20 protein-coding genes are annotated in these 23,299 nt (G+C 60.5%); 2 read left to right on the plus strand and 18 right to left on the minus strand.

From position 1 onward, the window contains the following. Positions 1–218: 218 nt before the first annotated feature. The 9 genes from RBH10_RS01320 to RBH10_RS01360 all read right to left on the minus strand — a co-directional run bounded on the left by RBH10_RS01320 (position 219) and on the right by RBH10_RS01360 (position 10,357). A complete protein-coding gene (locus RBH10_RS01320; protein WP_372339758.1) occupies positions 219–1,754 on the minus strand; it encodes an ABC transporter substrate-binding protein in 1,536 nt (511 codons plus the stop codon). 186 nt (positions 1,755–1,940) lie between these two features. Further along, a complete protein-coding gene (locus tag RBH10_RS01325; protein WP_281038630.1) occupies positions 1,941–2,843 on the minus strand; it encodes a LysR family transcriptional regulator in 903 nt (300 codons plus the stop codon). A 258-nt stretch (positions 2,844–3,101) separates the two neighbouring features. Then, positions 3,102–3,851, minus strand: coding sequence for an ABC transporter ATP-binding protein (locus RBH10_RS01330; protein ID WP_281038629.1), 750 nt, complete (start codon positions 3,849–3,851; stop codon positions 3,102–3,104). After that, positions 3,848–4,684 (minus strand): ABC transporter ATP-binding protein, encoded by an 837-nt coding sequence (locus RBH10_RS01335; protein WP_281038628.1) that lies wholly within the window; start codon positions 4,682–4,684, stop codon positions 3,848–3,850. Before RBH10_RS01335 ends, RBH10_RS01330 begins: the two co-directional genes overlap by 4 nt. Then, the gene (locus RBH10_RS01340; RefSeq protein ID WP_045019305.1) at positions 4,681–5,613 is read right to left on the minus strand and encodes an ABC transporter permease; all 933 of its coding nucleotides are present in this window, start codon (positions 5,611–5,613) and stop codon (positions 4,681–4,683) included. Before RBH10_RS01340 ends, RBH10_RS01335 begins: the two co-directional genes overlap by 4 nt. Then, positions 5,610–6,677 carry an ABC transporter permease gene (locus tag RBH10_RS01345; RefSeq protein WP_045019307.1) on the minus strand — a complete coding sequence of 356 codons (1,068 nt, stop codon included), beginning with the start codon at positions 6,675–6,677 and terminating at the stop codon, positions 5,610–5,612. Before RBH10_RS01345 ends, RBH10_RS01340 begins: the two co-directional genes overlap by 4 nt. Positions 6,678–6,695: 18 nt before the next feature. Next, positions 6,696–8,336, minus strand: a complete 1,641-nt coding sequence (locus RBH10_RS01350; protein WP_281038627.1) for an ABC transporter substrate-binding protein — start codon at positions 8,334–8,336, stop codon at positions 6,696–6,698. Positions 8,337–8,386: 50 nt separating this feature from the next. Then, complete coding sequence (locus tag RBH10_RS01355) at positions 8,387–9,442, minus strand: dipeptidase (protein ID WP_281038626.1); 1,056 nt, start codon at positions 9,440–9,442, stop codon at positions 8,387–8,389. A gap of 207 nt (positions 9,443–9,649) precedes the next feature. Further along, positions 9,650–10,357 (minus strand): phosphoribosyltransferase, encoded by a 708-nt coding sequence (locus RBH10_RS01360; RefSeq protein ID WP_281038651.1) that lies wholly within the window; start codon positions 10,355–10,357, stop codon positions 9,650–9,652. 208 nt (positions 10,358–10,565) lie between these two features. Between RBH10_RS01360 and RBH10_RS01365 the strand changes: the two genes are divergently transcribed. Beyond that, a complete protein-coding gene (locus RBH10_RS01365; protein WP_281038625.1) occupies positions 10,566–11,738 on the plus strand; it encodes a M20 aminoacylase family protein in 1,173 nt (390 codons plus the stop codon). A gap of 73 nt (positions 11,739–11,811) precedes the next feature. Here RBH10_RS01365 and cml read toward each other — a convergent pair whose 3' ends face one another. The 9 genes from cml to RBH10_RS01410 form a co-directional block, all read right to left on the minus strand. Beyond that, positions 11,812–13,002 (minus strand): CmlA/FloR family chloramphenicol efflux MFS transporter, encoded by a 1,191-nt coding sequence (cml, locus tag RBH10_RS01370; protein ID WP_281038624.1) that lies wholly within the window; start codon positions 13,000–13,002, stop codon positions 11,812–11,814. A 213-nt stretch (positions 13,003–13,215) separates the two neighbouring features. Continuing rightward, the gene (locus RBH10_RS01375) at positions 13,216–15,009 is read right to left on the minus strand and encodes an adenine deaminase (protein WP_281038623.1); all 1,794 of its coding nucleotides are present in this window, start codon (positions 15,007–15,009) and stop codon (positions 13,216–13,218) included. Beyond that, positions 15,006–15,926: a nucleoside hydrolase gene (locus tag RBH10_RS01380; protein ID WP_281038622.1), complete on the minus strand. Its 921-nt coding sequence runs from the start codon at positions 15,924–15,926 to the stop codon at positions 15,006–15,008. The genes RBH10_RS01375 and RBH10_RS01380 overlap by 4 nt, the downstream gene beginning before the upstream one ends. Positions 15,927–15,928: 2 nt before the next feature. Then, positions 15,929–16,954: an ABC transporter ATP-binding protein gene (locus tag RBH10_RS01385; protein ID WP_281038621.1), complete on the minus strand. Its 1,026-nt coding sequence runs from the start codon at positions 16,952–16,954 to the stop codon at positions 15,929–15,931. Further along, complete coding sequence (locus RBH10_RS01390) at positions 16,947–17,726, minus strand: ABC transporter permease (protein ID WP_045019321.1); 780 nt, start codon at positions 17,724–17,726, stop codon at positions 16,947–16,949. Before RBH10_RS01390 ends, RBH10_RS01385 begins: the two co-directional genes overlap by 8 nt. After that, entirely contained in the window at positions 17,723–18,550 is an 828-nt protein-coding gene (locus RBH10_RS01395) for an ABC transporter permease (RefSeq protein ID WP_281038620.1), read from the minus strand. The genes RBH10_RS01390 and RBH10_RS01395 overlap by 4 nt, the downstream gene beginning before the upstream one ends. Positions 18,551–18,726: 176 nt before the next feature. Further along, the gene (locus RBH10_RS01400) at positions 18,727–19,749 is read right to left on the minus strand and encodes an ABC transporter substrate-binding protein (protein ID WP_281038619.1); all 1,023 of its coding nucleotides are present in this window, start codon (positions 19,747–19,749) and stop codon (positions 18,727–18,729) included. Then, on the minus strand, positions 19,746–20,813 hold the full coding sequence (locus RBH10_RS01405) for a LacI family DNA-binding transcriptional regulator (protein WP_281038618.1): 1,068 nt from the start codon (positions 20,811–20,813) through the stop codon (positions 19,746–19,748). Before RBH10_RS01405 ends, RBH10_RS01400 begins: the two co-directional genes overlap by 4 nt. Positions 20,814–20,947: 134 nt before the next feature. Then, on the minus strand, positions 20,948–21,907 hold the full coding sequence (locus tag RBH10_RS01410) for a LysR family transcriptional regulator (protein WP_306180383.1): 960 nt from the start codon (positions 21,905–21,907) through the stop codon (positions 20,948–20,950). A 58-nt stretch (positions 21,908–21,965) separates the two neighbouring features. Here RBH10_RS01410 and RBH10_RS01415 point away from each other — a divergent pair, with 58 nt between their 5' ends. Next, positions 21,966–23,153 (plus strand): acyl-CoA dehydrogenase, encoded by a 1,188-nt coding sequence (locus RBH10_RS01415; RefSeq protein ID WP_281038616.1) that lies wholly within the window; start codon positions 21,966–21,968, stop codon positions 23,151–23,153. Positions 23,154–23,299 lie beyond the last annotated feature (146 nt).

Here is a 23,299-nt window from a genome sequence, read left to right on the forward strand (position 1 = left end):
GGCATCTTCTCCTTGCGCGGTTTTGTTGCCGGATATGGCAAATGAAGCCATCGTCTCCTTGCGCATCCCTCTCATTCCCGTGCCTGTCACGGGAATCCAGTCGACGCGCGTCTGCGCGGCGGAAAGATTCCTCTCAGCCCAATGACTTGGGCTGGCTGGATTCCTGTGACAAGCACAGGAATGAGGGGAGAAATGCGCCTCGCCATTCACAACAAACGTCACTCTTCCCAGTGCACATCCGTCAGCACATTCGAGGGAATCGGCTCGTTTTCCCACAGCCCCTTCAACTTCTTGTCCCAGACGCCGAGCTTCGGCATCACGAACAGAAAGAGTGCCGGCACGTCTTCGGCGAGGATTTTCTGGGCATCGCTGTAAAGCGCTTCCTGCTCGGCGAGGTCCGCCGTCTTTTCGACGCTGCTGATCACCTCGTTGAAGGCCGGGTTCTTGTAGTTGAAGTAGTAGGGATCGCGCGCATAGATATCGATATCCATCGGCTCGGCATGGGCGACGATGGTCATATCGTAATCGGCACTTTTCAGAACATCCGCCACCCATTTTGCCGGAAATTCGGTGGTTTCGATGGTCATCGTCACGCCAATTTCGGCCAGCATCGCCTGCAGGATTTGCGAGGTCCGCTGCGCGTAGGCCATTTGCGGCGCCTTGATGGTGAAGCTGAATCCGTCGGGATAACCGGCCTCGGCAAGCAGCGCCTTCGACTTGTCGATATCGAAAGGATGCACGCCTGTCGTGTCGATGTAACCGCGGTCATTCGGCGTATAGTGGCTGCCGATCGCCGTGCCGTAACCCGACCATGCGCCTTCGATAACCGTGCCACGATCCACCGCCATCATCAGCGCCTGACGCACGCGCTTGTCGTTGAAGGGTTTACGGGCATTGTTCATGCCGGCCACGACCTTCAGTTCGGTATTGCCGACAAACGTGCCGAGACGCGCATCGCCATCGAAGGAGGTCATCAGCTCCGGTGCACCGAATTCCGGGAAGGCATCGATATCGCCGGATTTCAGCGCGGCGGCCTGCGCCTGCGGATCGGAAACGAAGCGGAATGTCGCCTTTTCGAGCTTCACCGCGACCGCCTTGTCCCAATAGGCCGCATTCTTCTCCAGTTCCACCTTGTCGCCCTTGGCCCAGTTCACGAATTTGAACGGGCCGGTGCCGATGGGCGTGGTGCGGTTGTTGTCAACGCTCTTCGGCGCGACCATGACGGAGGCAGGCCAGCCGAGCCAGTAGATCAGGCTGCCCGCCGGCTGCTTCAGTTTCAGCACCAGCGTTGCCGCATCCGGCGTTTCGACGCTGTCTATGGCGGTAAAGAAGCGTTTCTGCGGGTTCACCGAAGTTTCGCCACGCGCCCGGTCGAGTGAAAATTTCGCGACGGAGGCGTCGAAAGCCTCGCCATCATGGAAGGTCACGCCCTTGCGCAGCTTGAAGGTATAGGTCTTGCCGTCAGGGGAAATTTCCCAGCTTTCGGCAAGCTGCGGCTTCACCTTGCCTTCGTGGTCGATGGTGACGAGACCTTCGAATATGTTCTGCCAGGTCACCTGACCGATGGCGACGGGTGCTGCAATGGTCGGATCGAGACCGGTCGGCTCCACTGTCATGCCAAGCGTCAAGGCGGTCTTCGGTGCAGCTTCGGCATCCGTCATCGAAAGCGGCAACCAGAGCGCCGTCCCCAGTGCAAGCGCGAGCGCGGCACGCCGCGTCATTGTCAGCGGCTGCGAAAAATAAGTGCGTGGCATCATTGTCCCCTGTCTGGCGGCCGAGGCATTTTTGCCCTTCGAAGACCACCCGTTGCAAAAAGAGTGTCATGTTGCAGGCGCACACACAATCGTGATTTTTGTGTGCTCCGTGTAGCTGAAATGGCTACACGGAAATGCGGATGGAAATCAACCTGCGCGGACAATTCTTGAAGCGGACAAGTTCCCCTACCCCGCCGTCGCCTCGCGCATGAAACGCTCGATGAAATCGGCAAGCTTGGAGGCGGCGAAGGACAATTGCCTGTCGGGCGCGACGCAGAGATCGATCTGGGTGTGAATGCCCTTCTTGCCAGCAAGGGGAACGGCGACCATCTGGCCGCTGCGGATTTCGCGCGCCACCGACAATGCCGGCAGCAGCGTGGCCGCCGCATGGCCAAGTACCAGCTCCTTCAGCATTTCCAGCGAACTGGTGATGAAGACGGGATCGAGTTCGATACCCGCATCGGCAAACAGCGTATCGAAGGCCTGACGCGCCGCGAAACTCTTGTCCGGCAGGGCAAGCGGCAGGGTGGCAAGTTCCTTCAGCGATACTTCCGCCTGCGCGGCAAGCGCATGGCCCGCCGGGACAATGACATCGTAGCTGATGCGGTTGCGCGAGCGCACCTTCACGCCGGAAACCTTCGGCGCAAAAAGGCTGACGACCAGATCGGCCTCCGCCGCGCCCAGTGCCTCCATCGCCTGGCGGGCGCTGGTGATGTGCACCTCGAAACGCAGTTGCGGATATTTAAGGCTGAACTGCGCCAGCACTGGCGCCAGAAGGTTCGCCACCGTCGCGCCATTGGCATAAACGGTGACCCGACCGCGCTGAAGCCCCTTCAAGTCATCGATCAGCTGGTGCACATGGTCGAGTTCGCGTAGCGTCTTACCGGCACGGGCGGCGAGAAGCTCTCCCGCCGCCGTCAGCTTCACGCCGCGGCTGGAGCGCTCCACCAAAGGCGAGCCGAAATAATATTCGAGGTTCTCGATCTGGCGGCTGACAGCCGTCGGCGCGACATTCAGGTTTTCGGCAGCGGCGCGCATGGAATTGGTGCGGACAAGTTCATCGAAATACATCAATGCGCGGAGTTGCATGGTCTGGATACCTTGTTCGGATATGCCGGCGTGGCGGCCCACCATATCACTACGTGTAGCAAGCCTTAAGAACACGGCAAACATTACATGTGGAGCAAGAGCGCGCGGCTTGTTTCTTCTCCCCGTTCGGGGAGAAGGTCGCGGCAGCGGGATGAGGGGGCGAGGGTCGTGAGAACCGGCAACGTTGCCCCCTCATCTGACCCTTCGGGCCATCTTCTCCCCGGCGGGGAGAAGAAATGGGCCGCAACATCGCACTCCTCAAGCGCGCTTGAAGCCCTCGCTCGCCACCAGCAGCTGCCTTGTGTAATCCGCGGTAAATTCGCGGCTTTCCAGCGCTTCCGCCTCCAGCATCTCCACCACCTTGCCGCTTTTCATCACCGCCAGACGATCGCACATATGGCTGATGACGCCGAGGTCGTGGCTGACCATGACGAAGGTAAGGTTGCGATCCTTACGGGCCTGTTCGAGCAGATTGAGGATTTCCGCCTGAATGGAAGCGTCGAGCGCCGAGGTCGGCTCATCCAGCAGCAGGATTTTCGGCTCGACGATCAACGCGCGGGCAATGGCGATACGCTGCCGCTGGCCGCCGGAAAGCTGGTGCGAATAGCGGAAGCGGAAACCGGTGCCGAGACCCACTTCATCCAGCGCGCGGGCAATGCGCTCTTCGCGATTGTTGAGACCGTGGATGACGAGCGGCTCAAGCAGCAGCGCATCCACCGTCTGGCGGGGGTGCAGGGAACCGTAAGGGTCCTGAAACACCATCTGCACATCGCTATAAAAGCTCTTGTCGCGGTGCTTGCCCGAATAGGAGCGCCCTGCCACCATCAACGAGCCTTCGTCGAAATGGTTGAGGCCGGCAATCGCCCGAAGCAGCGTCGACTTGCCGGAACCCGACTCGCCGACGATGCCGAAGGATTCACCCTCGGCCACATCGATGCTGACACTGTCGAGCGCGATGTAACCGTCGAAATCGACCACCATGTCTCTGATAGAAAGAACCGTGCTCATGCGCGCCACTCCGCCTTGCGTTCCAGAACCGGCAGCGGATGCCGGTGGCCGCCGATTTCCGGCAGGCAATTCAGCAGGCCCTGCGTATAGGGATGCTTCGCCTCTTTCAGATTGGCCGAAGACAGTTCTTCCACCACCTTGCCCGCATACATGACCAGAACACGGTCGCAGAAGGACGAGACCAACCGCAGATCGTGGCTGACGAAAATCAGCCCCATGCCGCGATCGCGCACCAGCTTGTCAAGAATGTCGAGCACTTCGAGCTGAACCGTCACGTCGAGCGCCGAAGTCGGCTCGTCGGCGATCAGCAGTTCCGGGCCGCAGACCAGCATCATGGCAATCATGACACGCTGGCCCATGCCGCCGGAAACCTCGTGCGGGTAAAGATCGAACACGCGCTCGGGATCGCGGATCTGCACCGCCTCCAGCATGGCGAGCGTGCGCTGGCGCGCCTCGCTGGTGCCGATGTTTTCATGGGTGCGCAGCGTTTCCATGATCTGGCGGCCGATGGTCATGACCGGGTTCAGCGAATATTTCGGGTCCTGCAGGATCATGGCCAGGCGCTTGCCGCGCATGAGCCGCCTTTCCTTGGCCGAAGCGCGAAGAAGATCGATATCGCCGAAACGCAACACATCGGCTTCGATGCGGGCGCTCTTCGGCGTCAGTCCCATGATGGCGCGGCCGGTCTGCGACTTGCCGGAACCGGATTCGCCGACGATGCCGAGACGTTCGCGCCCCAGCGTGAACGAGACGCCACGCACCGCCTCCACCAGCCCGGTGCGGGTGGGGAAGGAAACGCGCAGGTTCTCGACGGTCAGAAGCGGCGCGCTCATTGGTTCGCCTCCTTGGGGTCCAGCGCATCGCGCAGGCCATCGCCCAGAAGGTTGAAACCGAGGCTGACGATCAGGATCGCGATACCCGGCATGGCGGCAACCCACCATTGATCGAGAATGAAACGACGGCCGGAGGCGATCATCGCACCCCATTCCGGCAGCGGCGGCTGCGCGCCAAGGCCAAGGAAACCGAGACCGGCGGCGGTGAGGATGATGCCCGCCATATCGAGCGTGACACGCACGATGAGCGACGACATGCAAAGCGGCATGACGTGTTTCAGGACGATGCGGAAGGGCGATGCCCCCATGAGCTTCACCGCAGCAATAAAATCGGAATTGCGGAAGGTCATGGTTTCGGCGCGCGCGATGCGCGCATAGGGCGGCCATGAGGTGACAGCGATAGCGAGCACGGCGTTTTCAATGCCCGGCCCAAGTGCGGCCACCAGCGCCAGCGCCAGAACCAGCTTTGGAAAGGCGAGGAAGATATCGGTGATGCGCATCAGAACGGCATCTACCCAGCCGCCGGCATAACCCGAGACGGTGCCGACGATAAGCCCGATGGGTGCAGCGATGATGGCCACCAGCAGCACCACGAACAGGGTCAGCCGCGAACCGTGGATGAGGCGCGAGAGAATATCCCGCCCCTGATCGTCGGTGCCGAGCAGATAACCGGCAGTACCGGGCGGCAGAAGCCGGGCATTGCGCAGATCGCCCTGCACCGGATTATGCGGCGCCAGCACATTGGCAAACAGCGCGACGAACAACAGCGCGATGATGATGCCGAGGCCGAGCAGCGCCAGCCGGTTTTCCGAAAACCGCCGCCAGATGACATAGGCACGGCCAAGACGCGCCTGCTTGCGCGAGGCCGGCCGGTCGGAGAGCAGCCATTCGCGGCTATAGGGTTTGAGTGTGTCGGTCGAAATCGTCATCGGCTGCGCGTCCTTGGGTCGAGCGTCCGGTAAAGCAGATCGGAAAAGAGATTGATGCCAACGAAGATGGCGCCGATCACGATCGTGCCACCGAGAACGGCATTCATATCCGCGTTCTGCAGGGAATTGGTGATGTAGAGGCCGAGCCCCGGCCAGGCGAAGATGGTTTCGGTCAGCACCGAACCTTCCAGCAGACCGGCGTAAGACAGCGCAATCACGGTCACCAGCGGCACGGCGGCGTTGCGCAGCGCGTGGAACCAGATGATGCGTGTTTCCGAAAGCCCCTTGGCGCGCGCTGCAACGATATATTCCTGGCTAAGCTCGTTCAGCATGAAGGAACGTGTCATGCGGCTGATATAGGCCAGCGAAAAATAGCCGAGCAGACAGGCGGGCAGGATGATGTGGCGGAACAGGTCCCACAACACGTCCCATTGCCGTTGCCAGATCGCGTCGATCAGGAAGAAACCCGTGATCGGCGTGAATGTGAATTCGTAAACGATATCCATCCGGCCGGGATAAGCGACCCATTGCAACCGGGCGTAAAACACCAGCAGCGCCAGGAGACCAAGCCAGAAGATCGGCACGGAATAGCCGATAAGGCCGATGACGCGCACGACCTGGTCGGCAAAACTGCCGCGCTTGACGGCGGCGAGAACACCGAGCGGTATGCCGAAAACGGCGCCGATGATCGTGCCGAGTGTGGCCAGCTCTATCGTGGCCGGGAAAACCCGCTTGATATCCTCCATCACCGGGTTGGTGGTGAGGACTGAGATGCCGAAATCACCCGAAAGCGCCTGTTTCAGGTAAAGGAAAAACTGCTGCCAGAGCGGCAGGTTGAGGCCGAGTTCCTCTCGCACACGCTCCACCACATGGGCGGGCGCACGGTCGCCGACGATCGCCAGCGCGGGATCGATCGGAATGACGCGGCCAATGAAAAACGTCACCGCCATCAGACCCAGAAAGGTGGTGATGACGGTGATGGCAAAGCCGAGAACGGCTTTGGTGCGGGCGTTGGCACGGCGTTTGCCGTGCCTCGCCTTGCTGTTTGCTTCAACGATGCTCAAGGGACCAATCCTTCCGGATCATTCCTTGGAGATGGGCGAAACGAAGTTGGTGTCGAAGCTCGGTCCGAGCTTCAGACCCTTGAGCTTCGCGGAATATCCCGCCACTTCCGTCTGCTGGAAGATGATGACGAACGGGCCTTTTTCGAGAACTTCCTTCTGAAGGTTCTGATAGATGGCGGCGCGCTTGGCATTATCCTTTTCCAGAAGTGCCGACTGCGTTTCCTTCGTCAGCTCCGGAACGTCCCAGGCGTTGCGCCAGGCGAGCGTCTTGTTCTTGCCTTCTTCGGAATTGTCATAGTTGATCGTGAAGGTTTCGGCATTCGAGTTCGGGTCGAAATAGTCCGAACCCCACTGGCCAATATAGATATCATGGGTGCGGGCGCGGTATTTGGTCAGCGTCTGCTTGCCGTCGCCCGGAATGATTTCCAGCTTGATGCCAGCCTGCGCCAGCGTCTGCTGCACGCTTTCGGCAATGCCCGTTACCGGCTGCGTGTTGCGCACATCCATGGTCACGGTAAAGCCGTCCTTCAGACCGGCCTTGGCGAGAAGTTCCTTGGCCTTGGCGACATCGAGCTTGTAGGGGTTCTCGTCAAGCGCACCAAGCTGGCCCTTCGGCAGGAAGGTCTGGTGGATTTCGCCGATGCCCTTGATGATCGTTGCGCCGATCGCATCATAATCCACGAGATATTTGAAAGCCTCGACGACCTCAGGCTTCTTCAGGTTCTCGTTTTTCTGGTTGAGGCTGAAATAGTAGACGGTGCCCTTGGGAGCAGAGGTGACGGCAAGGCCATCCTTCTTGGAAACCGCTTCCATGTCGCCCGGCTCGAGGTTACGGGCGATATCGATATCGCCGTTTTCAAGCGCCAGGCGCTGGCCGGAGCTTTCCTTCATGTGGCGATAGACAACGCGCTTCAGCTTCGGCTTTTCGCCGTAATAATTCGGGTTCACTTCCAGAACGACGGACTCGTTGGCCTTCCAGCCAAGGATCTTGTACGGGCCGGAACCGGCATAACCGGTCTTCAGGAACGCATTGCCGAAATCGGTGTCGTATTTGTAATCGGCGCTCGGGGTAACGGCCTTGGCCTTTTCGGTCACCAGCTTCTTGTCGACAACTGCGGCAACGGTCGCGGTCAGAACGTTCAGCACGAAGCTCGGTGCATAAGGCTTGTCGACGGTCAGCACGAAGGTGTTGGCGTCCGTAGCCTTCGCCTTCTCGGTGACGTTGTCACCCTTGAGGCCGAACTGCGTCAGAAGGAACGCCGGAGACTTGTCGAGCTTGATGGCGCGCTCGAAGGAAAAGGCAACGTCATCAGCCGTGACCGGGTTGCCGGAAGCGAATTTCAGGCCGGATTTCAGCTTGAAAGTGTAGGTAAGGCCGTCTTCGGAGGTCGTCCAGCTCTCGGCCAGATCGCCGATCACCTTCGAGGTGTCGTTGAGATCGATGGAAACGAGCTTGCTATAGGTGTTGCCGGTGACTTCGGCAGCGGACAGCTCGAATGCCTCACCCGGATCGAGCGAGATGATGTCGTCGATGGCGAAGCCTTCGACCAGAGTGTCAGCCGGCGTGGCGGCAAAAGCGTGCGGCGCAGACAGCATCATCAGCGACAAGGCAGCGCTTGTGCTGAGGATACGCATGGACTTGTTGAGCGATTTGATCATAGGATCTCCCCTTTTGTTATGAGATTGATTTAGTTCGCTTTTATTTGCCTTCAGGCCGGCTCGTGCCAGGCCTGCGATAAGACGCGCAGCCAGTTCTCCCGGCATATTTTAGCAAGTACTCCATCACCGTAGCCCGCCGATTTCAGCGCCGCAACCAGATTGTGGTTGCCGCTCGCGTCAGCAACGCCAACGGGTACCGTCGCACCATCGAAATCCGAACCGAGCGCCACACAATCGATGCCCATGCGCTCCACCATGTAGTCGATGTGGCGTACCATGTCGGAAAGCGGCGTGTCGGCAATGTCGCGCGCATCCGCCCGCAGCATGGTCACGGCGTAGTTGAGGCCGACCAGTCCGCCGCTCTCCTTGATGGCATCCATCTGCCTGTCGGTGAGATTGCGGGCAACGGGGGTCAACGCATGTGCATTGGAATGGCTGGCGATCAAAGGCTGGTTCGTGGTCTTCGCCACATCCCAGAAGCCCTTTTCGGTGATATGCGCGAGATCGATGAGAATGCCGAGCCGGTTGCATTCCTTCACCAGCGCAAAACCGGCATCGGTAAGACCGGGCGCGGTATCCGGTGACATCGGATAGGAAAAGGGAACGCCGTGGCCGAAAATATTGTGCCGGCTCCAGACCGGGCCGAGCGAGCGCAGGCCGGCGGCATAAAACACCTCCAGCGCATCCAGATCGGGGCCGATGGCTTCACAGCCTTCCATGTGCAGCACGGCGGCGAAAACATCCTCGGCAAAGGCCTTGCGGATTTCGGCCGTCGAGCGGCAGAGACGCCAGGCGCCGGCGCGATCGAGCCTGAGCGCGATGGCGGCTTTCTCCATGGCGATATCGAGCGAAGGCTGGCGATCAAGAGGAGCGGCGAGCGGCGTGTTGTAATGGCCCTGTTCGTCCGGTTCCTGCAGAATCAGATCGCCGGAGGGGATGTAAATGGCGCAGATGCCGCCGCCGAGCCCGCCTGCCCTTGCGCGGGGGGCATCGATATGGCCCTCACGCGTGCCGTTCTTGAATTCAGCCACCGGATCGCCACCGGCCTTGCTGTTGCGCCACAACCGAAGCAGCACATCATTATGACCGTCAAAAACTGCATGCATAGGAGAAAATTCCAGTAACCGGCAAAACCAAAAGGGGGCGGGCAGACGCCGGAATGACACCGCGCAAAAAGCAGACCGGCGCATTTTTCGCCGACCGCTATAATCTGTCGGAAACGATCTTAGGACGATCTCTCGCGGCTCCGCAAGGCACAAATTAGGCAGCGGTGAAATTATCACCACTTGCGTTTCGCCCGGATTTGCGCAACGTCAAGCCTGCCAGCCGCCTTGCGCTTTTTTCAGCAGCGGCGTGGCGAAAACACCCCTCGCCCGCTCCGGCCATTCCGGCCCGAAAGCAGCGATTTTTTGCTCCCAGCGATCCGATTGCAGCATGGCCGCGCCGATTGCCACCGGCCGGATACCGGACGAGGCGAGAAGAGAAAGACCTGAAATGATGGAACTGCCGCTGGAGATGACATCATCCACCAGCGCCACCCGCTTACCCTCGATCAGCGGCAACATGCGCGGATCGATATAAAGCCGTTTTTCCTGCTTGGTGGTGATGGAGGACATCGGCACCGACAGTTCCTCCAGATACCAGAATTTGCGCGAGGTGCCGAGCGGCACGTATCGCGAATGGCCGAGATGACGGGCGACGGCAGCAGCGAGCGTCAGCCCCAGCGTCGGCAGGCCGATCACGACATCCGGCTTGAAGGGGCGAAGCTTATCGGCGAGATCGGCGGCCAGCACCTCCAGCACATCAAATGACGCCTGATTGACGATGAGCGAGGCGAGCGCATGTTCGCCATCCGCCAAGGGCCGGATCGGCAGGCAGATCTGTCGCCCGTCATCCAGTTCCGCCGGAAAGAAGGCGGAATGCGGACCTGCCGTCTTAAATGTGCGGGGCGAAAGAATATCCTGCCAGAACTCATGCGGAGCGGCAGGGGATGCGGCGGCGGGCGATGCGGATTGCGGCATCGGTTTTCCTTTCAGAAGCGGGACGGCAAAAGCGGAAGCGGTTTTCATCCGCGCCATCCCCGTTCGGCATATCAGGCATTTCGACAACCGCAGGCATGCGGCGGGTTCATTTCATTGGGTTTTTCAGCTAGAAGGAAACAAAGCAACAGGCATTCGGACAAGCCCACCTATGGCGCGGGTTTTTCCCATATTCAAGGACAAGCTGCCCATGAGACTGCTGGACCGCATCGGCGAGGACCTGCCATTCCTGACGGAGCTTCGTCACGATCTGCACGCCCACCCGGAACTGGGCTTCGAAGAGGAGAGAACGAGCGCCATCGTCGCCGATCTTCTCGAAAGGGCCGGGCTGAAGGTGCATCGCGGTCTTGGCGGCACCGGCGTCGTCGGCACCCTGCAGGTGGGCAACGGCACGCGCAGCATCGGTCTGCGCGCCGACATGGATGCGCTGGCAATGCCCGAGCTTGCCGAAAGACCTTACAAATCGAAGTTTCCCGGCAAGATGCATGCCTGCGGTCATGACGGCCACACCGCCTTGCTGCTCGGTGCTGCGCGTTATCTCGCCAGCACCCGTGATTTTTCCGGCACCGTGCACTTCATCTTCCAGCCCGCCGAAGAAGGCCGTGGCGGCGCGAAAAAAATGGTCGAAGACGGGCTTTTCGAGCTGTTTCCCTGCGATGCAGTTTATGGCCTGCACAACATGCCGGGGCTGGGCATTGACGAAATGGCCGTGGTGGAAGGACCGCAGCTTGCGTCTTCCGATAGCTGGCGTGTCACCTTCAAGGGCATCGGCACCCACGGCGCCAAACCGCATCTCGGTCGTGACCCGGTAACGGCGGCCGGCACCTTCCTTTCTTCGCTGCAAAGCATCGTCGGCCGCGTGGTCGATCCGCTGCAGCCCGCCGTCGTCAGCGCCTGTTCGGTGCAGGCGGGTGACCCGAAGGCGCTCAACGTCATTCCCGATCTCGTCGAAATCGGCGGCACGGCGCGTGCCTATGCGCCGGAGGTGCGCAACCAGCTGGAAGCGGAAATCGGCCGGCTGGCCAAGGGCACGGCGGCGATGTTCGGCATCGAGGCGAGTTATGAATTCATCCGTCGCATTCCGCCCGTCATCAACGAGGCGGATGCAACGAAACGGGCGCTCCGGGCCGCCAAGACCGTCTTCGGCAACAAGGCCCGCACCGCCTTCCCGCCCTCGACCGCCGGCGACGATTTCGCCTTCTTTGCCGGCGAAGCCCCCGGCTGTTACGTCTGGCTCGGCAACGGTCCGGCAGTGGATGGCGCGCTGCACCACAACACTTCCTACGACTTCAACGACGCCGCAATCGTTCCCGGTGTCGCCTTCTGGGCAACGCTGGTGGAGCAGGAACTGGCGGCGGAATAAGCCGGCAAGCCGTTTTTCGTATTCCCAAAGCTGAAAAGCCGGGCAGCAACAGACGCGTTGCCCGGCTTTCTCCTCAGATGTTCCGGCGGTTCAGCAAATACAGCGCGGTCAGAACGATGCAGGCCATGACCGACGCATAGGCGACCACCGGCCATGCCGTATCACCCGGCAGGATGATGACCGCCAGCGTGCCCGCTATTCCCACACACAGACTTTGAATGCAGAAATAAAAGGCGACGGCCGTTCCTGCCATGTGCCCGAACTCCTCCAGCGCGCCATTGGCGGTGACCGAAACCGTAAAAACGATCCCAACCGCCATGACCCACATCGGCACGATGAACGTCAGGAATGACGGGGTTGCCCCAACTTCACCTGCGGTGAACAGAAGCGCGCCCACCAGCAACAGGGCCATGCCCCTGACGAGGCTGCCCTTCACACCCCATCTGGCGACAAAAAACTTCGCAAAACGGGTGGTAACAATCATGGCGATCGCCACCGTTGCAAAAGCCAGGCTGAACTCCACCTCGGAGAGACCTGCCCTGCCGATCATGACGCGTGGAGCGGTGGAGAAGAAAACGAAAAACGTCCCCATGGCAGCACTGAACCCAAGCGTATAGGTCCAGAAGCGGCCGCTGCCCAGCATGCGCAAAGGCGATGGGCGCGACATCGCTGCCGTCACCGGTCGGGTTTCGCTCCAGTTCACCAAGGCGCCAACCGTGGCAATGAGAGCCGCCGCCCCCAGGGTGACGAAGATGGTACGCCAGCCGAATTCATTGGCGATGACCGCTCCGACAATCGGGCCGAGGGCCGGGACGAATGCGAGAATGGAGCTGAACGTTCCGTATATCGTCGTTGCTTCCGGGCGATCCGCATAGACATCGCGAACGGTGGCGAAAGTGGCAACCAATGCCGCCGCCGCACCGGCCGCCTGAAGGAACCGGAAAACGATGAAAGCACTCGCGGTTGTCACGGCCGCAAGACAGAACGAGGCCACGACAAACAGTAGGGCACCACCAAGCAAAACCGGCCGGCGACCAATGCGGTCCGAGATTGGGCCGAACACGATTTGGCCAAGGCCGAGCATCACCATGTAAACGGTGAGCGTCAGTTGGATGACGACCGGCGTCGTACCGAGGGCTTCGGGCATCACGGGGACGACCGGCAGGTAAATATCCATCGCCAGCGAGGCGAGAATATCAAAGGGAGCCATGAGCAGCATTGCTGCAAACAGCGATCTCCCCCAAACGGGAGTTTGAATAGACATGAGAATTGATCCGCTCAAATGAGGACATTTGGCGGCGTCTGCCTGATGGAACAGGGATTGCTCGACAGAACGCCGCAACAACGAAATATCGTCGTTGCGGCTTACTTATCTGCTGACTTCGAGGCACCCATGTTCAACATTCCTATAAAGCGACGGGTAAACAGGGGTTGGATTTAGCAATATACCGGGTTTTTGGCAACGCTTGGCCCTGACCTAATCAACCACAGCAAGCACCGGGCTCTCCATCACCCGTCCCGTCAACACATCGGCAATGCCCATATCCGTCTGGTGCGGACCGATATTGCAGGCGAGCGTGGCGCCGAAGCAGGCCTTGAAGACCAGATAGGGTGGCTGCCATTCGACCACATTGCCGACAGCGGCGCGCAACGCTTCGAAAGCCTTTGCCACGTCTTCAACCGACGCATCGGAAACGAGGCCGGAGAGCGGCAGCGGTAGAAGCGCAGTCACTTTACCCTGCGAGGCGACAGCCATGCCGCCACCCGCGGCAATGACCGCATTGGCGGCCAGCGCCATGTCTTCGGCATTGCCGCCGAAGACGGTAAGGTTGTGGCTGTCATGCGAGACGGTGGTGGCGAAGGCGCCGTTCCAGCTTCCCCAGCCGGTAAGGAAGCCGGTTTTCGTGACAGGCTCGGCCTTGCCGTGACGATGGGTGACAGAAATCATCGTGGCACTCTCTGGCGGCACCACGAAACCGTCGTTCACCTCGGCCTCCACCTCGCTCCATTGCGTGAAACGCGGACGGTCGATGGTGGCGAGGCGTATCTTCGAGCCTTCAGAGGCAACCCGGAAATCATTGGCCTTGCGCTGCGGCAGCTTCATCGAGCCCTTGAGCGTCGTCGCATCGCAGGCAGGAACCTCGACGAGCATACGCCCGCCTTCCGCAACTGCTTTGCCACTGGCGAGAACATGACGGGCCGAAAAGCCGCTCAAATCCTCGAAGATGGCGATATCGGCACGGCGACCGGCGGCGATGAGGCCGAGATCGGAGCGGCCGAGCCGTTGTGCGGCATTGAGCGTGGCGGCGCGCAGCGCCCATTCGGGCCTCAACCCGTAACCGACAAGGCGGCGCACCACATCGTCCAGCCCGCCGCCCCGCAACAGGTCGTCGGGGAAAACATCGTCAGTGCAAAGCGTTACCGTCTGCGGCAGATGGCCGAGCGCATTCAACGCTTCCACGAATTCCGGCAGCAGATGATCGTGCGAACCGCGCAGCTCGATGGTCAACCCCGCCCGAAGCTTCGCCATCAGGTCTTCAGCCGAGACCAATTCGTGATCGGAAGAAACGCCGGCCGCCATGAAGGCGTTGAGATCAGCATCCTTCAGGCCGCGCGCATGGCCACAGAGCAGCTTTTCCGAGATAAGCCCCGCCTGCACGATGCCGCTCATGCGCGGATCGCGCTCGATGACACCGCGCATGTTCATGATTTCCGCAACGCCGCCAATCTGCGGCCATGACAGGATATCGGCGAGAATGGCAGCATCGAAATCCGCGCCGCTGCATTCCAGCCCCGGTGCTGACGGCACTGAGGACGGCGCGAGCAAAATGGCGCGCAGCGGCAGGTTTTCGACGGATTTCGCCGCCCAGCGCACCCCTTCAACACCATGCACATTGCCGAATTCATGCGGGTCCCAGACGACGGTGGTGACGCCACGCGCGACGACCGCCGCCGCATAGGCAGCCGGCGTGACCATCGAGCTTTCGATATGCATATGCGTGTCGATCAGGCCCGGCGAGACATAGGCGCCGGTCGCATCGATGATTTGCGCAGCGTCGCTGCGGCTTGCCGGTTCGTGAACACTGGCGATCAGCCGGCCGACGATGCCGATATCGGCGGCACGAAGCTCGCCCGTCACCACATCCACCAGCGTTCCGCCGGTAATGAGAACATCAAATGGCGCATCGCCGCGCGCAGCTGCAACCGCGCGGGTGCGCAGCACATCGTCGTTGAGATCGGTTGGCTCGCGCGTCGGGGATTGTGCACTCATCGGGCGGCCTCCCGGCGCAGCGCCTCAAGAACCGCAGCCTTTGCGGTTTCGGCATTCACCGTCTCGGCGAAATGCGCGTTGAAACCCCTCACCTTCTCGGCCCGTGTCTCGACCACCGTTCGTCCGCGCGTCAGCGAGGCGTAAAGTTCGACATCAATCCGCGCATGGCGCCAACCAAGAAACTCGGAAGTGAAGCCGACAGCCGCAACGGGATCGTAAAGCGCCATGGCGGGTCTGCCGCGTCTTGTTGCGATGCCGATGAAACCTTCCAGCAGGTCGGCAATCAGAACGGCGTTTTTACCGCCGGCATTGCGGATCGGTAGTACATCTGCCGGTGAGGCGGTGACCTTGCGGCAGACGTCCAGATCGACCATGCGCAGCGGCAGGCCGTGGGAAAGCACGATGGCCAGTGCTTCCGGATCGGCGAAGGCATTGAATTCGGCAGATGCCGTATGGTTGCCGCTCGTTACGCCGCCACCCATCCAGGTGAGGTCGGAAATTCTGGCCGCAAGATCGGGCCGGGCAAGGCAAAGTGCTGCAATATTGGTGAGCGGACCGAGTGCGAGAATGCGCTTCTCGCCTGCCCCCTCCAGCCAGCCGCACAGGGCGGCAAAAGCATCGCTCTTCGGCAATGCTGCCGCCTCCGGCAGGCTTTGACCGACAGTCGGAATGCCACTATCGCCGAGGATAGACTGGGCAGTTTCGAGCGCACCGAGCACCGGCATCTCACGGCCCTGATGGATCGGCACAGACCAGCCGAAAGCAGCGACGGCCCCGGCAGCATTGCGGCAGACCGCATCCAGCGTTGCATTGCCGAAGACCAGCGAAATGCCGTCAATGGCAAGGCCTGCCGATTGCACCACCATGATGGCGGCGATATCGTCAAAGCCCATATCGGTATCGATCCACACACCCATGATCAGCCAAACACCTTGAAGCTTGCCGCTTTTTCGACCGGCAGGTCGAAGGCGAGCGTATCACCGATCGTATGGGCGGTCAGCGCGGCATCGGTTTCCGCCTTGATGGCGCCAAGCGGCGTATCAAGCAGATATTCACGGGTATTTCCGGCAAAGGAAGTGCCGCGCACGGTTCCCTCGAAAGGACCTGAACCGAGGGTGACCATGCGCGGCCGCCAGGCCAGTCCAGATGCTGAAGGGACTGGCCCGGGAATTGGTGTAGTGCCGTTTGCGGTTTTCAGCGCGCCGCCTTCCAGCGCGAAGATGTTTTCAAAGCCGACGAAATCCGCCACGAAGGCGGAAACCGGCGCGTTGTAAATCTCTTCCGGCGTACCGATCTGCTCGATCTTGCCGCCCTTCATGACGACAATGCGGTCGGCCAGCGCCAAAGCCTCGATCTGGTCATGGGTAACGAAGATCATCGTCACACCGGTTTCCTTCTGCACGCGCTGTAATTCGGTGCGCATTTCGAGCCTGAGGCGCGCATCGAGATTGGAAAGCGGCTCGTCGAGCAACAGCACCTTGGGTTCCATGACCATGGAGCGCGCCAGCGCCACACGCTGTTGCTGGCCGCCGGAAAGCTCGGCAGGCTTGCGCGATGCGAAGTTGGACAATCCGACCGACTTCAGGCCGGAGGCGACCTTGTCGTCCAGCGCCTTACCGTTCATGCCCTTGAGTTTCAGGCCGAAGGCGACGTTTTCGTAAACCGTCAGATGCGGGAAGAGCGCATAGGACTGGAACACCAGCCCGACGGCGCGCTTGTTGGCGGCCACACGGGTGATATCGACGCCGTCGAGATCGATGCGCCCGCCCGCCACCGGCATCAGCCCGGCAATGGCACGCATGGTGGTAGTCTTGCCGCAGCCGGAAGGCCCCAGCAGCGCGAGAAGTTCGCCCTTGCGGATATCAAGGTCGAGATCCTTCACGGCAACATTGCCGCCATAGGCGAGCGAGACTTTTTGGAGCGAAAGGTAATTTGCGTCAGACATAACGGGAGAACCCCAGAAAACGTTCGGCCATGAAAACGATGCCGATGGAAAGGAAGGCGAGCAGCGAGGAGAGTGCGGCGACGGACGGATCGAAGACGATTTCCATGTAGCCCAGCATGTCGATGGGCAGCGTGCGCACGCCCGGACCCGACAGGAACAGCGACACCGGCACCTGATTGAAACTCGTCACGAAACCGAGAATGAAGGCAGAGAGGATGCCACCGCGGATATTGGGCAGCACCACGCGGAAAAACGCGCCAAGCCGCGACGAACCGAGCAGCACCGCCGCCTCCTCGATATCCGAGCGCAGATTGTTAAGGCTGGCCGAAACCACCCGCACCGCATAGGGCAGGATGAGCGCCGTGTGAGCCAGAAACAGGGCAAGCGTGATGCCGATGCCGAAGGGCACGACAAAATACCGCAACAGCGCCAGACCGACGATAATGCCCGGTACGATGATCGGCGCGGAAACGATGGTGCGCACGGTTTCTGCAAAAGGCAGCTTGTAGCGCGACATGGCGTAGGCGGCGGGAATGCCGAGGATGAGCGCCGTGAATGTGCCGCCGATGGCAAGGAACATCGACATCGCAAAGCTCTCGCGGAAACTTTCCACGGTGAAGACCTTGGCGATCCATTTCAGCGAAAAGCCCTGCGGCGGAAAGGCAAGCGTATCGCCGGCTGAAAACGAGGCCGCAACGATGATCAGGAACGGCCCGATCAGGAAGCCGACGACAAGCAGGAGCGTGAGCGGAATGAAGAGCTGCCGGGTCATTTCTTGTTCCTTGCGGTGGCGATGCGCTTCAGCAGGATATTGGCGGCAAAGCTCATGACGATCAGGATGAAGGCGATGACGCTTGCGGCGACGAAATTGTTGGAGACAGTTACCTGCTGGTAAAGCAGGGTTTCCAGCATCAGCACCTTGGAGCCGCCGAGAATGGCGGGCGTGATATAGGCCGTCAGCGAACCGGTGAAGACCAGCGTGCCACCGACAACCAGCCCTTCTTTGGTGAGCGGCAGGATGACCTTCCAGAACACCTGCAACCAGTTTGCGCCGAGAACGCGGGCGGCAGAGATCGTATCCTTCGGCATATTTTCCAGCGCACTGATGAGGGAAATGATCATCAACGGCAGGAAAAGCTGGAGGAGACCGATGAAAACAGCTGTTTCGGAAAACAGGATGCGGATCGGCGCGTCGCTCAGCCCGACCGCCTGTAGAGCCTGATTGACGATGCCGGTTCTGCCGAGAATGACGATCCAGGCATAGGTACGGGCAACCGGCGAAATCATCAGCGGCAAAACCACCAGATTGACCACATGGCCCTTCGTCCCCGGCGACAGGTTGACGATGGCAAACGCCGCAGCATAACCCACCACCGCGGAAACGGCTGTCACCATCGCACCGAGTTTCAGGGTGCGCAGGAAGACCGCCCGGTTCAGCGGGTCGGAAAAGAAATCGGCATAGGCGGACAATGTCCAGCCGTCGGCGGTGCGGAAGCCCTCCGACAGAAGCATGAAGACCGGCACGAGAAAGACCGCCGCCGCGAAAATTGCGGCGGGCAAGGCAAGCACCAGCGCTTCGGCCCGGTTCTGAAACATTGGTTTATTCCCTGAACGGCCATACGGCCGGTTACGGTTGAAGCCGGCGTGCCGGCTTTCGGTCTGAAAAGGTTGGAAAAGCGGTCAGGGGACGACCAAACCGCTTTTCCTGGAACGGGGCGAGCCCTTGCGGACGCTGAAAATCCCCCCGTTCCAAACTGAACTCACTGCCCGGCTTATTGCCCGACCTTGGAGTTCCACTCCGACAGCCACTTGTCGCGGTTATCCAGCGTCACGTCGGAGGGGATGAGCTGCAGGCTTTTTGCGGTTTCGTCGCCATAGGTGATGTTGTTCGCCACCGCGTCGGAAACCTTGACTTCCCTGTTGGTCGGGCTGTCCACCAGCTTTTCGGCCAGCGCCTTCTGAACGTCGGTCGACAGCCAGAAATCCATGAACTGCAGCGCCAGATCTTCGTTCTTCGTACCCTTCGGCACGACGAGCACGTTCATGCCGCCGGTCTGGCCTTCCTTCGGCGTTGCCCAGGCGAGCGGCAGGTCGAGCTTGGTGAAGGGTGCCCAGGAGAAGCGGCCGATGGGGGCTGCCCAGATTTCTTCCTGCTGCATCAATTGCACCAGCTGCGAGGATTTGACGTAGAAAGTGACGATATCGTCCTTCTTTTCGCCCACGGCCTCGATGGCGCCGGAAAGATCAGGCGTGTCCTTGCCGATGGCCTTGCCGAGCATGTAAAGCGCCGGCGGACCCTGATTGGTGGTGACGTTCGGGAAGGCGACGTGATCAACGATACCGTCCTTCAGGAGATCGGCCCAGCTATCGATCTTCATCTTGTCGGTACGGTAGACGATAGACGTGGCGTAGAAATTGACGCCGACGCTCATGCCGTCGCCATTCGGATCCTTGGCGATGTCATAGAGCTTTCCAATATTCGGAACCTTGGAAGCGTCGATCTTCTGGATCAGGTCCTTGCGGGTGGCGGATAGCGCATCCGCCATGGAGACGATGGCGAGATCGACCACCGGATTGGCCTTGTTGGCCTCCATCTTGGCGAGGCGCTCGACGCTGTTGCCGGTCTCTACGACCAGCTTGCAGCCGCACTGCTTTTCGAACGGCGCATAGACCAGTTCCTTGAATTCGTCCTGCGCGAAGGCGTAGACCGAGATCGTCAGCGTCTTGTCCTGCGCCTGCGCGGCACCCATCGTCAGCATCAGGGCGGTGCCCGATGCAAGAATGATTTTTTTCATGGTGTGAGTTCTCCTGCTGTCGTGTTTTTGGCTTCAAACGCATCATGCTTTTTTCTGCCGGTGGAGCCGCGCATGATCAGCGCCATCGGTACTTTCGAGATTTCCGCCTTTACCTCGGCGGCAATGCCGTTTTCGAAACCGGCCTCGCCATCGATTGCGCGCAACAGCGCATCCACGGCCAGATCAGCGATGCGGCCCATATCCATGCGCATCGTCGTCAGCGGCGGCGTCACAACGGCGGAAAAGATCAGATCGTCGAAGCCCGTCACGCTGGCCTCTTCCGGCACCTCGATGCCTTCGCGCTGCAACTCGGTGAGCGCGCGCAACGCATGCAGGTCGGACACGGCGGCAAAGGCGGTGAAACCCTCGGCAACCCTGTCGGCAAGACCGAGCCGGCAACCTGCGCCGTCAGCCTTTTCGATGGCGTCCACCCAAAGCGTCTCAGTGATGCAGGCCTTGCCAAGACCATCGCGAATGCCGCCCAGACGGTCGTTCTGCACGTTGGAATCCCGGTTCTTGCCCACCAGCACCACCTTGTCGTGACCAAGGGATGCGAGATATTCGCCGACCTGCCGGCCGCCATCCCAATGGTCAGCGGCCACCGTATTTCCGGGGGTAGAGGGGCTGTCGATCACCGCCACCGGGCAATCGACATCGGCAATGCGCGTGCCACGGCGGGGAACGATGACCATGCCATCCACGCCGCGCTCGATCAGCCGGTTGATGGCATCCGTCTGCATGGCGATTTCCCCGCGCGAGTCGGCGATCAGCACACCGTAACCGGCATTGACGGCGGCCTTTTCGATAGCCTGCGCGATCTGAGGAAAGAGCGGATTGGCGATATCAGGCAGAACCAGCCCAAGAACACCGCTTTTGCCGGTGCGCAGCGCTCTGCCCGCCGAACTCGGCACGTAGCCCAGTTCGCTTGCCGTCTTGCGGATGCGCTCCACCAGTTCCGGCGAAACGCGGCCCTTGCCCGAGAGCGCATTGGACACGGTTGCCACCGACACGCCGAGTGCCGCTGCTATCGCGCTCAGATTGGTGGCAGGCCGTGAAGACGCCATGTTGGTCCGAAAGGGCTGATTAAACGTTTAATCACGATAATCGAGCAAAACTCTCCTGTCGAGTCCGGACAAGAGGAAAACAGGGTGAAAACCAAGGCATAAACTCTAAATGCCCGAAAAAAGTGCGCTTATTTTTAAAGCGGCGGACTGCCCGCCGCACGATAGGCCTCCACCTGCCGCACCAGCCAGTCACGAAACAGCACGACAGGAACATGATTAGCACGCGAAAGCGGCGCCACGGCGTAATAGGAACTTGGGCTTTTGGCCTGATGATCGAAGGGCTTGACCAGCTGCCGGGATTTCAGCTCGTTGTCGATCAGGAAAAGCGGCATCAGCGCCACGCCAAGCCCGGCGATGCAGGCCTGCGCCACGCTGGAAAATTGTTCGAACCGCATGCCCTGCGGCAGGGCAAGCGACAGGCCGAGGCTTTCGAACCAATGGCTCCATGCGCCCGGCCGCGAGGCCATGTGCAGAAGCGGAAGGGCGGCGATATCCTCACCCTTTTCGACCGGATGCGCCTTCAGGAAATCGGGGCTGCACACCGGGGCAACCATCTCGTGCATCAGAAAGGTGCTTTCCGCCCCCGGCCAGTCCGCCTGCCCGATATGGATCGCCATATCCAGCTGCTCCCGCTCGAAGTCGAATTGCCCGATGCGGGTGGCAAAATTGATGGTGATTTCCGGATGGCTGGAAACGAAATCGGGAATACGTGGCAGAAGCCAGCGGGTACCGAATGTGGGCAGCATGGCGAGGTTGAGCGTGTTGCCATGCGTTTTGGTCATGATCTGCAATGAGGCGGAGCGTATCTCGCCAAGGGCTGCGGCAATCGATTTCGCATAGGCGCGACCCTCGGTCGTCAGCGCCACGCCGCGCGCGCCGCGATCGAACAGGCGCACGCCAAGCTGTTCTTCCAGTGACATAACCTGCCGGCTGATCGCCCCCTGCGTCAGGGCCAGCTCATCGGCAGCCGCCGAGAAGCTACCCAGCCGGGCAACGGAATCAAAGGCGGCAAGCGCACTGGTAGACGGCAGAAGTTTGCGGCTGAGGAGACGACATGAGCCATTACTATATGTAATGCGAAAATGAGTAAACATGGCTTGTGTCACCAAGGTCGAATACGAATAATCCGGCCAGCAAATCCGGAGGCATAACGTGAGCGAACGCGCAGCATTCAATTGGCAGGACCCATTTCTGCTGGAAGACCAACTGACCGACGACGAGCGGATGATCCGCGACGCCGCCGCTGCCTTCGGCAAATCCGAACTTTTGCCGCGCGTGAACGAGGCCTATCTTTCTGAGACCACCGAACCGGAACTGTTCCGCCTGATGGGCCGGCAAGGCCTGCTTGGCATCACGCTGCCGGAAGAATATGGCGCGGCCAATGCGAGCTATGTGGCCTACGGTCTCGTCGCCCGCGAGGTGGAGCGCATCGACAGCGGTTACCGCTCGATGATGAGCGTGCAGTCCTCGCTCGTCATCCACCCGATCTTCGCCTATGGCTCGGATGAACAGAAGAAGAAATATCTGCCCGGCCTCGTCTCCGGTGAGCTGATCGGCTGTTTCGGCCTGACCGAGCCGGATGCCGGCTCCGATCCCGGCGGCATGAAGACGCGTGCCGAAAAGATCGCCGGCGGCTATCGCCTGCGCGGTTCGAAGATGTGGATTTCCAACGCGCCGATCGCCGATGTTTTCGTCGTCTGGGCGAAATCGGAAGCCCATGACAACCAGATCCGCGGTTTCGTGCTGGAAAAGGGCATGAAGGGTCTTTCTGCCCCCAAGATCGGCGGCAAGCTTTCGCTGCGCGCCTCCATAACAGGCGAGATCGTTATGGACGGCGTGGAAGTCGGCGAAGACGCGCTGCTGCCGAATGTTTCCGGCCTGAAAGGCCCGTTCGGCTGCCTCAACCGCGCCCGCTACGGCATTTCCTGGGGCGTGATGGGAGCGGCCGAAGATTGCTGGTTCCGCGCCCTGCAATATGGTCTCGACCGCAAGCAGTTCGGCAAGCCGCTGGCCGGCATGCAGCTTTACCAGAAGAAGCTCGCCGACATGCAGACCGAGATCGCGCTCGGCCTTCAGGCTTCCTTGCGCGTCGGCCGGTTGATGGACGAACACAAGATGGCGCCGGAAATGATCTCCATCATCAAGCGCAACAATTGCGGCAAGGCGCTGGACATCGCCCGCCAGGCCCGCGACATGCATGGCGGCAACGGCATCCAGATCGAATACCACGTCATGCGCCACGCCCAGAACCTTGAAACGGTCAACACCTATGAGGGCACGCACGACGTTCACGCGCTGATCCTCGGCCGGGCGCAGACGGGCATTCAGGCGTTTTTCTGAGGCTTTCTAGGCGTCGAGGAGTTAGGTTTTACAGAGGCCTGAAACCTCTCCTTCGTCATGCTCGGGCCTGTCCCGAGCATCTGTAACCGATTGATCTAACGCTACGTGGTTGGATCCTCGGGACAAGCCCGAGGATGACGGCGAGT

The sequence above is a fragment of the Rhizobium sp. AN73 genome (assembly GCF_030757975.1).
GTDB lineage: Bacteria > Pseudomonadota > Alphaproteobacteria > Rhizobiales > Rhizobiaceae > Agrobacterium > Agrobacterium arsenijevicii.

Excerpts from the sequence above, each read along its gene's own strand:
- RBH10_RS01320 (WP_372339758.1), bottom strand. The coding sequence starts at position 1,754 with ATGCCACGCACTTATTTTTCGCAGCCGCTGACAATGACGCGGCGTGCC.
- RBH10_RS01325 (WP_281038630.1), bottom strand. The coding sequence starts at position 2,843 with ATGCAACTCCGCGCATTGATGTATTTCGATGAACTTGTCCGCACCAAT.
- RBH10_RS01330 (WP_281038629.1), bottom strand. The coding sequence starts at position 3,851 with ATGAGCACGGTTCTTTCTATCAGAGACATGGTGGTCGATTTCGACGGT.
- RBH10_RS01335 (WP_281038628.1), bottom strand. The coding sequence starts at position 4,684 with ATGAGCGCGCCGCTTCTGACCGTCGAGAACCTGCGCGTTTCCTTCCCC.
- RBH10_RS01340 (WP_045019305.1), bottom strand. The coding sequence starts at position 5,613 with ATGACGATTTCGACCGACACACTCAAACCCTATAGCCGCGAATGGCTG.
- RBH10_RS01350 (WP_281038627.1), bottom strand. The coding sequence starts at position 8,336 with ATGATCAAATCGCTCAACAAGTCCATGCGTATCCTCAGCACAAGCGCT.
- RBH10_RS01355 (WP_281038626.1), bottom strand. The coding sequence starts at position 9,442 with ATGCATGCAGTTTTTGACGGTCATAATGATGTGCTGCTTCGGTTGTGG.
- RBH10_RS01360 (WP_281038651.1), bottom strand. The coding sequence starts at position 10,357 with ATGCCGCAATCCGCATCGCCCGCCGCCGCATCCCCTGCCGCTCCGCAT.
- RBH10_RS01365 (WP_281038625.1), top strand. The coding sequence starts at position 10,566 with ATGAGACTGCTGGACCGCATCGGCGAGGACCTGCCATTCCTGACGGAG.
- cml (WP_281038624.1), bottom strand. The coding sequence starts at position 13,002 with ATGTCTATTCAAACTCCCGTTTGGGGGAGATCGCTGTTTGCAGCAATG.
- RBH10_RS01375 (WP_281038623.1), bottom strand. The coding sequence starts at position 15,009 with ATGAGTGCACAATCCCCGACGCGCGAGCCAACCGATCTCAACGACGAT.
- RBH10_RS01380 (WP_281038622.1), bottom strand. The coding sequence starts at position 15,926 with ATGGGTGTGTGGATCGATACCGATATGGGCTTTGACGATATCGCCGCC.
- RBH10_RS01385 (WP_281038621.1), bottom strand. The coding sequence starts at position 16,954 with ATGTCTGACGCAAATTACCTTTCGCTCCAAAAAGTCTCGCTCGCCTAT.
- RBH10_RS01390 (WP_045019321.1), bottom strand. The coding sequence starts at position 17,726 with ATGACCCGGCAGCTCTTCATTCCGCTCACGCTCCTGCTTGTCGTCGGC.
- RBH10_RS01395 (WP_281038620.1), bottom strand. The coding sequence starts at position 18,550 with ATGTTTCAGAACCGGGCCGAAGCGCTGGTGCTTGCCTTGCCCGCCGCA.
- RBH10_RS01400 (WP_281038619.1), bottom strand. The coding sequence starts at position 19,749 with ATGAAAAAAATCATTCTTGCATCGGGCACCGCCCTGATGCTGACGATG.
- RBH10_RS01405 (WP_281038618.1), bottom strand. The coding sequence starts at position 20,813 with ATGGCGTCTTCACGGCCTGCCACCAATCTGAGCGCGATAGCAGCGGCA.
- RBH10_RS01410 (WP_306180383.1), bottom strand. The coding sequence starts at position 21,907 with ATGTTTACTCATTTTCGCATTACATATAGTAATGGCTCATGTCGTCTC.